Origin of the sequence: Nocardia sp. NPDC049526 (genome assembly GCF_044465765.1) — a bacterium.
Taxonomy (GTDB): Bacteria; Actinomycetota; Actinomycetes; order Mycobacteriales; family Mycobacteriaceae; genus Nocardia.
The window spans coordinates 294,485-308,134 of record NZ_JBITMA010000007.1 but is presented as its reverse complement, the minus strand read 5'-3'; the positions used below and the strand labels follow the sequence as shown (position 1 = coordinate 308,134).

At 65.9% G+C, this 13,650-nt stretch carries 13 protein-coding genes; 6 read left to right on the top strand and 7 right to left on the bottom strand.

Annotated elements, in window-relative coordinates; all coding sequences use genetic code 11:
• Window positions 1–98: 98 nt before the first annotated feature.
• Together ACIBW7_RS23450 and ACIBW7_RS23445 are read left to right on the top strand one after the other, a co-directional pair.
• Window positions 99–1,937 (top strand): APC family permease, encoded by a 1,839-nt coding sequence (locus tag ACIBW7_RS23450; RefSeq protein WP_397049575.1) that lies wholly within the window; start codon window positions 99–101, stop codon window positions 1,935–1,937.
• A 70-nt stretch (window positions 1,938–2,007) separates the two neighbouring features.
• Window positions 2,008–3,075 (top strand): hypothetical protein, encoded by a 1,068-nt coding sequence (locus ACIBW7_RS23445; protein ID WP_397049573.1) that lies wholly within the window; start codon window positions 2,008–2,010, stop codon window positions 3,073–3,075.
• A gap of 14 nt (window positions 3,076–3,089) precedes the next feature.
• Here ACIBW7_RS23445 and ACIBW7_RS23440 read toward each other — a convergent pair whose 3' ends face one another.
• From ACIBW7_RS23440 to typA, 6 genes are all read right to left on the bottom strand, one after another.
• On the bottom strand, window positions 3,090–3,509 hold the full coding sequence (locus ACIBW7_RS23440; protein ID WP_397049571.1) for a hypothetical protein: 420 nt from the start codon (window positions 3,507–3,509) through the stop codon (window positions 3,090–3,092).
• Between the two features lie 76 nt (window positions 3,510–3,585).
• The gene (locus ACIBW7_RS23435) at window positions 3,586–3,744 is read right to left on the bottom strand and encodes a hypothetical protein (protein ID WP_169338103.1); all 159 of its coding nucleotides are present in this window, start codon (window positions 3,742–3,744) and stop codon (window positions 3,586–3,588) included.
• Between the two features lie 20 nt (window positions 3,745–3,764).
• Window positions 3,765–5,231 (bottom strand): amino acid permease, encoded by a 1,467-nt coding sequence (locus tag ACIBW7_RS23430; RefSeq protein WP_397049569.1) that lies wholly within the window; start codon window positions 5,229–5,231, stop codon window positions 3,765–3,767.
• A 97-nt stretch (window positions 5,232–5,328) separates the two neighbouring features.
• The gene (gene mshB, locus ACIBW7_RS23425; RefSeq protein ID WP_397049567.1) at window positions 5,329–6,201 is read right to left on the bottom strand and encodes an N-acetyl-1-D-myo-inositol-2-amino-2-deoxy-alpha-D-glucopyranoside deacetylase; all 873 of its coding nucleotides are present in this window, start codon (window positions 6,199–6,201) and stop codon (window positions 5,329–5,331) included.
• Window positions 6,198–7,931 (bottom strand): ABC transporter family substrate-binding protein, encoded by a 1,734-nt coding sequence (locus tag ACIBW7_RS23420; protein WP_397049969.1) that lies wholly within the window; start codon window positions 7,929–7,931, stop codon window positions 6,198–6,200. The genes mshB and ACIBW7_RS23420 overlap by 4 nt, the downstream gene beginning before the upstream one ends.
• A gap of 99 nt (window positions 7,932–8,030) precedes the next feature.
• Window positions 8,031–9,929: a translational GTPase TypA gene (typA, locus tag ACIBW7_RS23415; RefSeq protein ID WP_397049564.1), complete on the bottom strand. Its 1,899-nt coding sequence runs from the start codon at window positions 9,927–9,929 to the stop codon at window positions 8,031–8,033.
• A gap of 228 nt (window positions 9,930–10,157) precedes the next feature.
• Between typA and ACIBW7_RS23410 the strand changes: the two genes are divergently transcribed.
• On the top strand, window positions 10,158–10,334 hold the full coding sequence (locus ACIBW7_RS23410; RefSeq protein ID WP_085998628.1) for a hypothetical protein: 177 nt from the start codon (window positions 10,158–10,160) through the stop codon (window positions 10,332–10,334).
• Window positions 10,335–10,552: 218 nt separating this feature from the next.
• Window positions 10,553–10,849, top strand: coding sequence for a 4a-hydroxytetrahydrobiopterin dehydratase (locus ACIBW7_RS23405; protein ID WP_397049562.1), 297 nt, complete (start codon window positions 10,553–10,555; stop codon window positions 10,847–10,849).
• Here ACIBW7_RS23405 and ACIBW7_RS23400 read toward each other — a convergent pair.
• A complete protein-coding gene (locus ACIBW7_RS23400; protein ID WP_397049560.1) occupies window positions 10,788–12,014 on the bottom strand; it encodes a mannosyltransferase in 1,227 nt (408 codons plus the stop codon). The two genes, ACIBW7_RS23405 and ACIBW7_RS23400, sit on opposite strands and share 62 nt — an antisense overlap.
• 338 nt (window positions 12,015–12,352) lie before the next feature.
• Here ACIBW7_RS23400 and ACIBW7_RS23395 point away from each other — a divergent pair, with 338 nt between their 5' ends.
• Together ACIBW7_RS23395 and ACIBW7_RS23390 are read left to right on the top strand one after the other, a co-directional pair.
• Complete coding sequence (locus ACIBW7_RS23395) at window positions 12,353–13,147, top strand: hypothetical protein (protein WP_397049558.1); 795 nt, start codon at window positions 12,353–12,355, stop codon at window positions 13,145–13,147.
• 121 nt (window positions 13,148–13,268) lie between these two features.
• Window positions 13,269–13,646: a hypothetical protein gene (locus ACIBW7_RS23390; RefSeq protein WP_397049556.1), complete on the top strand. Its 378-nt coding sequence runs from the start codon at window positions 13,269–13,271 to the stop codon at window positions 13,644–13,646.
• Window positions 13,647–13,650 lie beyond the last annotated feature (4 nt).

The window sequence follows — 13,650 nt, the reverse complement described above, 5'->3', positions numbered from 1 at the left end:
GACCGTTCGCTCCGAGAATTGAGCGCGACCGCGCGCCGATCCGACTCGCGCGGTGTCGCTGACCGATTGCCGGCACCGCGCCGAGTTCAATGGTGAGCGTGGTCGAGACCCCGATATCACCGACGCGGGAGTTGCCCATCGCCGATCGCCGCGTGCGGCGGATGCAGCGGGGCGACAAATATCGACTGACCGCGATCGGCGGTTTGGCGGCGTTATCGCTGGATGCCCTGTCGAGCGTGGCATACGGTCCCGAGGCGATCGTGCTGGTTCTGGTTGCGGCGGGCGCGGCGGCGGTGTCGTGGACATTGCCGGTGTCGCTGGCGATCGCGACACTGTTGCTGGTGTTGGTGCTGTCGTATCGGCAGGTTATCGCCGTACATCCGGATGGCGGCGGTTCCTATGCGGTGGCGAAGAAGGATCTCGGTCGCGGTGCCAGTTTGCTCGCGGCGGCGAGTCTGGTGGTGGACTATGTGCTGACCGTCGCGGTGAGTCTCGCGGCCGGTGCGGCCAGTTTGGCCAGTGCGTTTCCGGTGCTCGCCGATCATCTGCTGCTGATTACGCTGAGCGGGCTGGCGCTGCTCACCGTGATCAATCTGATCGGGGTGGCCGAATCGGCGAAAGTGCTGATGGGGCCGACACTTCTGTTCATCGTCGCGATTCTCGCGGTGATCGTGGTCGGGATGTTCCGCGCGACACCGGTCGCGGTGATCGGTACCGATCCGGGGCCGATCGTGCCATACGACACCGTCGGAATTCTGTTGCTGCTCAAGGCATTTTCGGCCGGGTGTTCGGCGTTGACCGGGGTCGAAGCGATTGCCAATGCCGTGCCGTCGTATCGGTCGCCCGCGGTGCGACGGGCCCAGCACACCGAGGTCGCGCTCGGCGTGCTGCTGTGCACGATGCTGCTCGGTTTGGCGCTGCTCATTCGTCGCCATCACGCAGTGCCGCGCGGCGGCGTCACCCTGCTCGCGCAATTGTCCGCGGCGGCATTCGGGACCGGATGGCCATTCTACGTGACCAGTCTGGCGGTCACGCTGGCGCTGTGCCTGGCCGCGAATACCAGTTTCGGCGGACTGCCGGTGTTGCTGTCACTGCTGGCGAAGGATCATCGGGTCGCCCACTTGTTCGCGCTGCGCTCCGAACGTCCGGTGTTTCGCTATGGCGTTGCGGCCCTTGCCATTCTGGCCGCCACCGTGTTGCTGGTCGTGCATGCCGAAACCCACCGCGTGCTACCGGTTTACGCCGTCGGCGTCTTCATCGGGTTCACCATCAGCCAGACCGGGCTCGTGCGGCACTGGTACGAGCAGCGTGGAGCCGGTTGGATTCCGCGCGCCGTCCTCAACGGCTTCGGTGCGGTGCTCACTGCCGTCGCCGCCGTGGTTCTGCTCATCGAGAAGTTCAACGAAGGCGCGTGGCTACTGCTGATCATCGTGCCCGCGTTGATAACCCTGTTCGCTCGCACCGAAAACTACTACCGCAGCGTCGCCGATCAACTCAGCCTCGGCCGAATCCCTTTCCTCCCACCGCAATCCCCGGATCAAGAACCGATGCTCATCGTGGTTCCGGTGGTCGCGGTCAGCGAGGTCACCGCTCGCGCCCTGCGCACCGCGCAGGCCTTCGACGGCGAAATCGTCGCCGTCGCAGCCGAAATCGACCACGCCGCTACTCGGCGACTCAGCGCCCAGTGGAAGCAGTGGGATCCAGGTGTCCCCCTCACCGTCCTCCCGAGCCCGCGCCGCAGTCTCATCACCACGCTCGTCGGCTACGTCCGCGCCCGAACCCGAACCGGCCGCCAAGTCACCGTTCTCCTGGCCCAGGTAGAAGCCGCCCACTGGTACCACCGTCCGCTCCACAACCCACGCGGCCCCGTCCTGGCCGCCGCCCTCCGCGCCCGCACCGACGCGGTAATCGCCACCCTGGCCATTCGCCTCGACTGAGTCCGCGTTGCGCCCGCAGGCGTTGCCGCGATACCCGAATGTCAGGTCCGAATGAACCGGGGGGTTAGACATGATTCGACGGCGGTCCATCCATGCCACGGCGATCGCGGCGATGCTGCTCGGCGCGGTCGGCTGCGGGGCCGACGACCCGGCGCCGCAGCACCCGGACCTGTACGCCTACGGCAGCGACCGCGAATTGATCGTCGCGGACGGGACGACGGTGCTCTCACGAACGCCCGGGCAGTTCACCTCCGCCGACGAGATCCGTTTTACTCGAGACGGCAAATACGTTGTCCGCAACGAGTTTCCGGGCAGCAACGATCCTGCCGGGATAGTTGCGGTGAATGTGGCGGAGCCCGGCGAGGTGCGGCGATTGCAGTGTGGGTGCGACAGAGTCTTCCCGACGCAACTCGGCACCATCGCGTGGCAAGCGTCCAACGGCTCCATCATGCGTGCCGATCTCACCGCGCCGAATCCGGAGCCGACGGTCTGGCGCACCCTGCCCACCGCCGTCCCACCGGAGGGCTCGCGCTACAGCGTCCGACTCCTCGCCACCGAGGGCGATCGACTCATGTTCAGCCGCACCGAATTCCGCTTCCTCGACCATTCCGTCCACCACGAATTGTTCACCATCGAGCCCGACGGCACGACCGGCTCGCTCGGGGAGACACCAGCGGGGACCGAACGCGTCATCGACGCGGCCTTCAGCCCCGACGGCACCTCCATCGCCGTCTCCGGCGATGCCCCGTCCCCCGGCCGAAACCCCTACCGCTGCCGCCGAACCACCTTCACCCTCGTCAGCACCAAGCAAGTCGGCATGACAACCAGAATCCCCGACTTCGAGAACTGCACCACCCCGACCAAGATCCGGTGGGATAACAACACCGGCGCAACAGTCACCATCACTCAACGCGCCGAATCGGAAGACCTGACGGCCGGACAGACAACACGCTGGCAAGCCCGAGGCGGCCTCTGGTTCCCCACCGGCACCCCAACCGCCGATACAACGTCAACCGCCACCGGCGCAGAACTCGAACTCACCCAGCCCAGCACCGAATCCGCCCACACCCTCTACCGCACAGTCGACGGCACCCGAACCGAACTGGCCGGCAACATCACCGCCATAGCCGTCCCCTAGCCGCGACAGAAGAGTCAGTGGGTGCTGAACAGACCAGCGTTGCTTCGGATGTAAATGTAGAGGAGGGGCGGGACAAGGCCACAGAACAGGAGCAGCAGGGTGCGCCAGTCGCTGCCCAGCATGATGTCGCCGCCGGGGCCGGTTATGGAGCAGGTCAGGAAGCCGAGGGTCCAGGCGGCCACGGGGAGGAACATTGCGCTTACGCGGTGGGTGATGGAGCGGACTCCCATTACCAGGAGGACGTTCACTACACCGGCCAGCACTGCGGACAGGGGGAAGGCGACGGTGTTGATATAGATCGGAAGGTAGAGGACCTCGAGGGCGAGGGTGATCAGGGCGTCCAGGACCAAGACCGCGATGATCACCGGACCCAGGGACAGGTTTTCGTGGGCGCCGTAGGTGCGGTCCGGTGCCTTGTCGAAGGTGACGCTCACAGCTCCGCCTCGCCGGCGTTCGGCTCCGCCGTGCGCGGCGGCGCGCTGTGTTGATGGTTCACTCGCTGACGCTCGCTCACGCGACCGGCGGGAAACCGAGGAGGGTCAGCAGGTGGCTCTGCATATCGACGAACGCGTACAGCACCGACATGTAGAGGTCGTGCTGTTGCTGCGCGCCAGGGCGCAGGCTGTCCACGAAGGCAGCGATGGCGTTCTGCAGATCCCAGTTGTACATGGTCGGAGTCTAAGCCGAAATCACTCGCCTTCAATCGGGATGTTCGCGACGACCGGGAATTCTCCGGTATAGCCCTTGCGCATCTGGGCGATCGCGAGCACCCGTTTGCGGGCGGCGAACCATCCGATGATCAGCGCCGGGATGAGCACCACGAGCGAGGCGACGGTCCAGGTGCCGACCGGATAGTCGACGCCGGTGAGCACCACCACGAAGAACAGGAATACCAGCGTGATCAGACCGGTCCACGGCGCACCCCACATGCGGAACTGCGGCCGCTGGAGTTTGCCCTGCTTGCACCGGCGCCACAGCTGCAACTGGCACAGCACGATGGTGGCCCAGGACGCGATAATGCCGAGCGAGGCGATATTCAGCACGATCTCGAACGCGCGCTCGGGCACGATGCCATTGAGCGCGATACCGCAGAGCGCGATCAGGCTGGTCAGCATGATGCCGCCGTAGGGCACGCCGTTGCTGCCCATCACCCCGGTGAACTTGGGCGCGCTGCCGTTCATCGACATCGACCGCAGAATGCGCCCGGTGGAATACAGGCCCGCATTCAGACTGGAGAAGGCGGCCGTCAGCACGACGACATTCATAATGCTGCCGATGCCGGGCACCCCGAGCATGGTGAAGAAGGTGACGAACGGGCTCTCGCCGGACTTGTAGCTGGTGTAGGGCAGCAGCAGACCCAGCAGCACGAGCGAGCCGACGTAGAAGACCGCGATCCGCAAGATGACCGAATTGATCGCGCGCGGCATGATCTTCGCCGGACTCTCCGTCTCCCCCGCCGCGGTGCCAACCAATTCCACGGCGGCATAAGCGAATACGACACCCGAGGTGACCACGACCAGCGGCAGGATCCCGGTCGGGAACAGTCCGCCGTGATCCGCGACGACGCTCGGACCGGTCGCCGCACCCTTGACGGTGAATCGGCCGATCAGGAATACCGTGCCGATGATCAGGAACGCACTGAGCGCGGCCACTTTGACCAGCGCAGCCCAGAATTCCATCTCACCGAACCACTTGACCGAGACCAGATTGACCCCGAGTACGAGCACCAGCGCGATGAGCGCGAGCACCCACTGCGGTATGTGAGTGAATCCGGCCCAGTAGTGAAAATATTGGGCAATCGCGGTGGTGTCGGCGATACCGGTCATCGACCAGTTCAGGAAGTACATCCATCCGGCGATGAATGCGGCCTTTTCACCGAAGAATTCGCGGGCATAGGAAACGAACGAACCGGACGACGGCCGGTGCAGCACCAGCTCACCCAGCGCGCGCAGAATGAAGAATACAAATACACCGCAGACCGCGTAGACCACGAAAAGCCCTGGTCCCGCACTCTCGAGCCGACCACCCGCACCGAGGAACAGACCGGTGCCGATCGCGCCGCCCATGGCGATCATCTGCAGCTGACGCGGTTTGAGACTCTTGTGGTACCCGTGGTCCTCGATGCTGAGGTGAGCTTTGTCGCCGACCGCTGTCATGAACCGCTATGCCCTTCGCATCGATGTCCAAAATCACAAAGACGGTACCCGCCGCCGAAAACGGCAACGACAGCAACCCTCAGGCAACGATCAGGGATTACAGGCCCGCGTACAAGTCGTGTTCACGGCCGTCGGCCCCGACCGGACCGCGCGTACCACGGACCAAGATGAAGTGCTCCTCCGGAACTACCGGCTGCGCAACATTATTGGACAGCGCGAACTCGCGCCCCGACGGCGCGACCGTCACCTGCGTGGCATGCGCCCGCAATGCCGCCCGCTTGGCGGCCAGCGAATCGGATACGTCGATGGTGGTCGTCACCGTGTGACTCGGCACGCTCGCGAGTTCTCCCGCAGCGGGCAAGCGCCAGCCGCGCGGCAATGCGCCGGGCAGCCCCTCCACGGTGCGCCGCGCCAGCGCCTCGGTATGCAGACGCAACATATCGGCGTCGGTGACCGTCCAATAGAGCTTCGGGGTGTCCCAGCCCTGCTCGGCCGCCGCGGTCACCGCCGCCGAGGTGACCCAGTGCGCCCGGATATGGTCCGGATGCCCGTAACCGCCGCGCGGGTCATAGCTGATCACCACCTCCGGCCGCAGTTCCAGCACGATCGCGGTCAGCGCCTCCACCGCAGCGGCACCGGAATGTACGAAGGCCCGCGGATTCTCAGCCGCCGCCGTGCCCGCCATACCGGAGTCGCGCCAGCGGCCCGCACCACCGAGGAACCGCGGCGGTCCGGCCTTCAGTGCGGTCAGCGCCTTGGCGAGCTCCGCGATCCGGTAGCCGCCCAACTGATCGGCGTGCTCGGCGGCCAGCTGTGCCCATTCGTCGCCGATCACCTCACCCTCTTCACCGAGAGTGCAGGTCACCACCGTCACCGGTACGCCGCGGCGGCGGTAGTGCGCGATGGTGCCCCCGGTGGTGATGGACTCGTCGTCCGGATGGGCGTGCACCAGCAGCAGTCCACCGGTCATGGGATCCTGCGCCACATCGCCGCATCGCCGAAGATGCCGACCTGAATGGCACCGCTCAACGACGCACCGTCCACGCGCGGGCCGGATGCGGCGACCACATTGTCCTGCACGATCGGCAGCACCGTCGCCAATGCCCACAGCCGCGGCTCGGCATCGGCCAGCGCCCGGCCGAGCTCGACACCGCGCAACGATTCGTCGATCGAGGGCTGCAGTCCGGGATCACAGATGCCGGACAGATTGCTCGGTGCCTTCTTGGCCGCCTCGATGGCGGTCTGCGAATCCCCGTTGGCGGCACCGGTATCCACCGGCGGGCAGCCGTAACGCGATGCGAGCACAGTGGCCGGATCCGAACCGGCGACCTCCCAGCCGACGATGGCGTCCACGCCGCTCTCGGTGAGTTCCTTGCCGTAGAGAGCATCGGCCGCGAGACTGCGCACGCTGGCATCGATTCCGGCACTGCGCAATTGGTCCGCGGCGGTATTGGCGACGGCGAGCGCGGTGGCGTCACCGGTTACCGCGCCGATCCGAATCGCAAGTGCCTTACCGTTTTTCGCGACCGAACGGGGCTGCGGTGCGGGTGAGGTAGGCGACTGCACCGGCGGCGTCTCCGGCGCCCGACCGTAACCCGCCTCAGCCAGCAGTGCGAACGCCTCCTCGGCGGACGGCCGCGGCGGCGCGGTCGGTGCATATCCGGGATCCGACGGTGTCAAGATCTGCGCGCGCACCGGCTCGACCCAGCCGCCGGTCTGCCCGGCGACGGTGGCCAGCAGCGTCGGATCCATCAGCGCGGTCACCCCGCGCCGCACCCGCGGATCACTGAGATCGCCACTGCGCCCATTGATTACGAACTGCAGCTCACGCGACTGCGGCATGATCACGGTGCGCACCGACGGGATCGCCGCCAATTGCGCCTGGGTCGCGACACCACCGTGCACCAGCGCCATCTGCGCGTCACCGGTGCGCAGCGAATCGGCCAGCTGCGCGGGAGTTCCGCCGCGGCGCAACAGAATCTGATCCGGAGCCGCGGGTGTACCCCAGTACCGATCATTGCGTTCGAGCAGGATCTCGTCGCGTCCGCGGTCGGTCGATTTGATCCGGAAGTTGCCGCCCGACACCTGAACGCCCTCGACCAAACCGGTGGCGAACCCGCCGGGCTGATCCTTGATCAGATGCGAGGGCAGCAGATTCGTGAACAGCTCACGCCAGGCCGGATACGCCTCGGTCATCGTGACGGTGACCGTCTTGCCGCCACCGGAGGAGCTGATATCGGCAATGTGCCGATAACCCGCCGGATCTACGACACCCGGCTGGGTGATCATCTGCTGCCACAGGAACCGGAAGTCCTCCGCCGCGATCGGCGCGCCATCGGACCAGTTCGCCTGATTGCGCAGCGTGTAGGTGATGGTGAACGGTTCCTGCGCGGTCACCTCGGCCGAGACCACCAGTGCGGTATCCGGCACCCATTCGGTGGCGCCGGGCACGCCCGGATTCGGTACCGGCCGGAACGGACTCGGCAGAACCATCGAACTCACCGCGGCGGTGGCCGGTGACTGATCGGAACGCAGGTGCGGATTGAACCCGATGCCGATGTCGTCGATGGCCACCACGACGGTGTTCTTGCCGGGTTTGGCCGGTGTCGTCTTCGGGCTGTCGGTGCTCTCGATCGGCGGTGGCGGATTCGCGGTGCAGCCGGCGAGCACCACGGAGGAGGCCGCCATCATGATCAGCATCGCGCGTCGTATAGCCCCCGAACTCACGTGCGGCACTCTACTTGGCCTCGCTGTCGCTCGGCCAAGTAGACCGTGACCTTGCCGAAATGGCCCCATGCCTTACAGCGCAGCCCGGTCCCGAGCCTTCCGTCGCGACAGTTCGCGACCGCGTTCGGTGGCACCGAGGATGACCTTGCGCACCCGCACGATCTCCGGCGTGACCTCGACACATTCGTCGGCGGCACAGAACTCCATCGCCGCCTCCAGGTCGAGCTGCAGCGGCTTGGCGAGCGTCTCCATCACATCTGCGGTCGAGCTGCGCATATTGGTCAGCTTCTTCTCGCGGGTGACATTGATATCGAGATCTTCGGCGCGCGGGTTGATGCCGACGACATGACCCTCGTAGGTGTCCGCACCCGGCTCCACGAAGAACTGACCGCGATCGGCCAGCTGGATCATGGCGAACGGGGTCACCGAGCCCGCGCGGTCGGAGACCAGCGAACCGGTGTGGCGGGCGCGGATCTCACCGGCCCACGGGGCGTAGCCGTGCGAGACCGCGTTGGCGATACCGGTGCCGCGGGTTTCGGTGAGGAAGTCGGTGCGGAAGCCGATCAGGCCGCGCGAGGGAACGATGAACTCCATCCGCACCCAACCGGCGGCGTGGTTGTTCATCTGGACCATCTTGCCCTTGCGGGCGGCGAGCAGCTGGGTGATCGCGCCGAGGTACTCGTCGGGGCAGTCGATGGTCAGCTCTTCGTAGGGCTCGTGCACCTTGCCGTCGACCTGCTTGGTGACCACCTGCGGCTTGCCGACGGTCAACTCGAAGCCCTCGCGACGCATCTGCTCGACCAGGATGGCCAGCGCCAGTTCACCGCGACCCTGCACCTCCCAGGCATCCGGGCGGCCGATATCGAGGACGCGCAGCGAGACATTGCCGACCAGCTCGGAGTCCAGGCGCGACTTCACCATGCGGGCGGTCAGCTTGTGGCCCTGCACCCGGCCGACCAGCGGCGAGGTATTGGTGCCGATGGTGACCGAGATGGCGGGCTCGTCGACCGTGATGCGCGGCAGCGCAACGGGATTGTCGATATCGGCGAGGGTGTCGCCGATCATGATCTCCGGGATGCCCGCGATGGCGACGATGTCACCGGCCACCGCGACCTCACCGGGCTGCCGCTCGACACCGATGGTCTGCAGCAGCTCGGTGATCTTGACCTGCTTGACGCCGTCGGCGTGCATCCACGCGACATTCTGGCCCTTGCGCAGCTCACCGCTGTAGATGCGGACCAGCGCGAGGCGACCGAGGAAGGCCGAGGCGTCGAGGTTGGTGACGTGCGCCTGCAGCGGCGCGGTCGGATCGCCCTTGGGCGCCGGGATGTTCTCCAGCAGCACGTCGAACAGCGCGTCCAGGTTCTCCGCGGCCGGCGCGCTGCCGTTTTCGGGACGTTCCTTGGACGCCTTGCCCTCACGGCCGGAGGCGTAGAGGACCGGCAGGTCCAGCGCGAGTTCGGCGGCCTCGGCGGCCTCGTCGTCCAGATCGGAGGCCAGGTCGAGCAGCAGATCGTGGCTCTCCTCGACGACCTCTTCGATGCGGGCGTCGGGACGGTCGGTCTTGTTCACCACCAGGATGACCGGCAACTTCGCGGCCAGCGCCTTGCGCAGCACGAAGCGGGTCTGCGGCAGCGGTCCCTCGGACGCGTCGACCAGCAGCACGACACCGTCGACCATGGACAGACCGCGCTCGACCTCACCACCGAAGTCGGCGTGGCCGGGGGTGTCGATGACGTTGATCACGGTGACCGAACCGTCCTGGTGGTGCCGGTGCACCGCGGTGTTCTTGGCGAGAATGGTGATGCCCTTCTCGCGCTCCAGGTCACCGGAGTCCATCACACGATCGACGAGCTCGGCGCGTTCGGCGAAGGCGCCGGACTGGCGCAGCATGGCGTCGACCAGCGTCGTCTTACCGTGGTCGACGTGGGCCACGATGGCGACGTTGCGAAAATCGCGTGCAGACGACACGCCTCAATCCTCCTGCTGTTGGTATAGATGCCGGCTGCATCCGATTTCGGCGTGATCGAGACCCTGCGTGGTTACGCAGGCTTCCACCTCCGGGTTCTGACGATCCCGCCAGGCACCCTGCAAACAGGTGGAGAATCGATACTCACCGGGCATTGCGGCCAGTTACACAGTACCGGCATCCGAGCGGCTCGCAGACCACGCACTCCGCTAAGGGTATGCTAACCAATCATGGGCAAGGTCAAGGCGAAGAAGGTTTCTAGCCTCAAACCGAAGAAGAAGTGCTGTCGCAAGAAGACGCGCTGCTTGAAGTGCCCCGTCGTCATCATGCGGATGAAACGCTTGGAAGCGGCCGGTTGCTGCGGTAAGGAACTGAAGAAGGGCCTCAAGAAGGCCCGCGCCGCCTGAGCGACGAATGCGGATTCCCTGATGCCTTTGCGCCCCTCGGGGTACAACTCGGATATGAGCGAACGCAGTGAGCGAACAGACAACACAGCCGCCCGAGCGGTCATGCTGGAGCCGAGCGCCAGCGAGGTGCAGGCCCTAGTGAGCGAACGTAGTGAGCGAACAGACAACACAGCCGCCCGAGCGGTCATGCTGGAGCCGAGCGCCAGCGAGGTGCAGGCATGAGCGCTCCGAAACTAACTGAGGCAGAACTCGCCGAAGCTTTGACCGAACTGTCGGACTGGACCCGATCCGGCGACACCATCACCCGCACGATCGAGGCCGCGACCTTTCCCGCGGGCATCGAACTCGTGCGTCAGGTCGCCGAAGTCGCCGAAAAAGCGAACCATCACCCGGATATCGATATCCGCTGGCGTCGGGTGACCTTCGCCCTCTCGACCCACGACTCGGGCGGACTCACCGCGCTGGACGTGTCGCTGGCTCGCGAGATAGATCGGCTTGCGGCGCAATCCGATTGACCATGCGCCCGGACCAGATCACCCAGCCCAAGAGCACCAGCACGCCGAGCACGTCCACGGCGCCGAGCCAGGACAGCACCCCCGGCCGCGAGATGGTCCAGATCGACGGCTGGGCGAACGAGAGCACCCACGGCACGCCGACGAGGGTGGTAACCAACCAATATCCGGCGAGTATCCGAGCGCCGGGCGCCTGCCGCAGCGGCCCGTACACCAACCACATCACCGTGGGCAGCAGCCACACGAAGTGATGCGACCAAGAGATGGGCGAAACCATCAGCCCGAACAGCTGCACGATGATCAGGGTGCCCAACCGATCGTCGGGACCCAGTGCGCGCCAAGCGAAGAAGGCCAGGACCGCGACCACCACGACGGACGCCAGCCACCACGGCCCGGATTGGACGTCATGACCGAGCAGACGGCTCAGCGCACCGCGTAGGGACTGATTCCAGACCGAGCCCACCGGACCGATCCGATCCGCATCACCGAGCAATGTGCCGAAGTACCGCTTGGCCTCCTTGTGGTTGATCAGGAAGCTGACCCCGACCGTCGCACCGAAAACCACCGCCGACCACACCGCGGTCCCCCACCGCCGCCGCGCTACGAAGTACAGCCCCGAAATCGCCGGTGTCAGTTTGATTCCCGCGATCACCCCGATCAGGCCGCCGGACAGCCACCATCGCGAACTGCGCACCGCGAGCATGGCCCCGACCACCAGGAAAACATTGACCTGGCCGTAGTCGATGGTGGTCCGCACCGGCTCCATCCAGATGCCGATCGCGGTCCACCAGACCGCGGCGGTGCGCCACCGCGGCTCGCGCATCCGCTCCGCGCCGAGGATCAATTCGAAGGCGATCCACACCACCACATACAGCGCGACGACAATGGCCAGCAGCCAGAGCACCGCTATCACGGTGAACGGAAAATAGTGCAGCGGGAAGAAGACCAGCGCCGCGAACGGCGGATAGGTGAACGGCAGCGGGAAGTCCGGGGTCTTCTCGGCGTAGGTGAAGTCGTAGAGGCGGTCGGTGAGCAGGGCCGCCGAACCGTCGACATAGACGTGCAGATCGACGAGATTCATCCCGTTCTTCGTCAGCAGCATCCACAGCAGCCTGGCCAACACGGACAGACCGAGCACCGGCACAGCCAATCGGAGACTTCGGTTCAATTCGCAGGCTTTCGAGTCGGTTCCGGGAAGGCTGCGACTAGCCTAACCGGCGCCGTGAGAGATCCCATCAATCCCCTGGACCGACCCCGGCGTGCGCGCCGAGCCCGGAGACGGTAACTTGCGTACCGCAACCGCCGATTATCACTGATAACATTTGCATCACCTTTCACTCTGGCAACAGGGGAAAAGCGCTAGCGTCTGATAACACTGATCGTCCACAACAGAAGTAGGGGCACGGCGGCTGTACAACACGGCAGTCATGTCCCTAGAGTGACCCCGAAACGATGGCTTTTTGCATCGCTCCTGTGATGTACCCGAGGTTAAGGACGGCTAGACAAGTGCTTCGCACCCGAGGAACGCGGATTGCCTTGTCCGCGCTCGCCATCGCAGCGAGCGCGTCGCTCGTTGCGCCGTCGACGGCAGTCGCGGCACCGGCCCCCGCGCCCGTTGCACCGAGGAACACCATTCCGATGGTTCCCGAGGGCGTCCCGATCGATACGCTCGCCTCGCTGGCCCCGGCCATTGTCGGCGCCATCGCCGGGCCAGCCGATGCCAAGCCCATCGCGGATGCCCCGAAGAACGCCATCCTCGACCAGGTCCGGGCGCTGCTCAACGCGCTGAACCTGCCGCCGCAGATCAAGTCCACGCTGGAACGGATCATCACCTTCCTGGACGGCAGCGGCGGCGGCGGCCCCGAGGTCCCGCAGGGCGGCCCGGCCATCGCCCAGTTCCTCTACCCGAGCATCGGCAAAGGCTGCATCGGCGACGGCGCCGATTCGATCGGCACCGCACTCGCCGTCCCCGGCCCGGCCGAGCTGCCGCCGCCGGGACCGCAGGCCGGTCAGACCGGATTCGTATTCACCGCGCTCGGCACCAAGTCGCCGACGCCGGAGCAGAATCCGCCGATGACGGTCCAGTGGCTGAACCTCGACACCCGTCAGTCCGGCGTCCAGCCGCTGACCGATGAGGCGCACATCAACCCGGACGGTCCGGCCACGCTTTCGGCGATCGTCAATACCGGCTCGGGCCGGGTCGTCGCGGTCGTCGGTGGTTCGCTGACCACCCAGGCCGCAGACGCCGCCCCGCGGACCTGCTCGTTCCTGCCGATGCTCGGCTTCTTCACCGTCGCCTAGCTGGTGGTTTTCGAAGCCCGGTGCACCTGAGGGGTCACCGGGCTTCGCTCTTTGTCGACACACGTGGTGCGAATCGCCGCGATAACGCGCCGTCTTGCAGGGACTGTGGTAGACCGAAGTCATGGCGACTGTCGATGATTCGCTTCGGGCCGGTCCCTCGATCCATCCGGGTCATTCGATCCGGAGCAGGCGTTCGCGTCGATCGATCCTTTCCATCCGCTCGGAAGGCTCGATTCTGTCCATCGGCTCGGCCTACTCGATCCTATCGATCGGCAGCGTGGGCTCGGTGCTGTCCATCGGGGCCGTCGGATCCTTCGGATCGGTGATCTCGTCCTTCTCCATCGGCAGCCTCGGCTCCGCCTTCTCCGGCATCTCCCGCTGGTCGTTGTTCTCCTGGCGCGGCGACCACGAGGCACCCGACAACCGGCCCATGCTCCGGGTGGTTCCCGACGACGAACCCGAACTCCGCCTGGCGCCCACCTGCCACTGCCAGACCTGACGCA

Coding starts and splice junctions, on each gene's coding strand:
- ACIBW7_RS23420 (WP_397049969.1), bottom strand. CDS start 7,931: ATGCTGATCATGATGGCGGCCTCCTCCGTGGTGCTCGCCGGCTGCACC.
- ACIBW7_RS23430 (WP_397049569.1), bottom strand. CDS start 5,231: ATGACAGCGGTCGGCGACAAAGCTCACCTCAGCATCGAGGACCACGGG.
- ACIBW7_RS23435 (WP_169338103.1), bottom strand. CDS start 3,744: ATGTACAACTGGGATCTGCAGAACGCCATCGCTGCCTTCGTGGACAGC.
- ACIBW7_RS23410 (WP_085998628.1), top strand. CDS start 10,158: ATGGGCAAGGTCAAGGCGAAGAAGGTTTCTAGCCTCAAACCGAAGAAG.
- mshB (WP_397049567.1), bottom strand. CDS start 6,201: ATGACCGGTGGACTGCTGCTGGTGCACGCCCATCCGGACGACGAGTCC.
- ACIBW7_RS23405 (WP_397049562.1), top strand. CDS start 10,553: ATGAGCGCTCCGAAACTAACTGAGGCAGAACTCGCCGAAGCTTTGACC.
- ACIBW7_RS23445 (WP_397049573.1), top strand. CDS start 2,008: ATGATTCGACGGCGGTCCATCCATGCCACGGCGATCGCGGCGATGCTG.
- ACIBW7_RS23390 (WP_397049556.1), top strand. CDS start 13,269: ATGGCGACTGTCGATGATTCGCTTCGGGCCGGTCCCTCGATCCATCCG.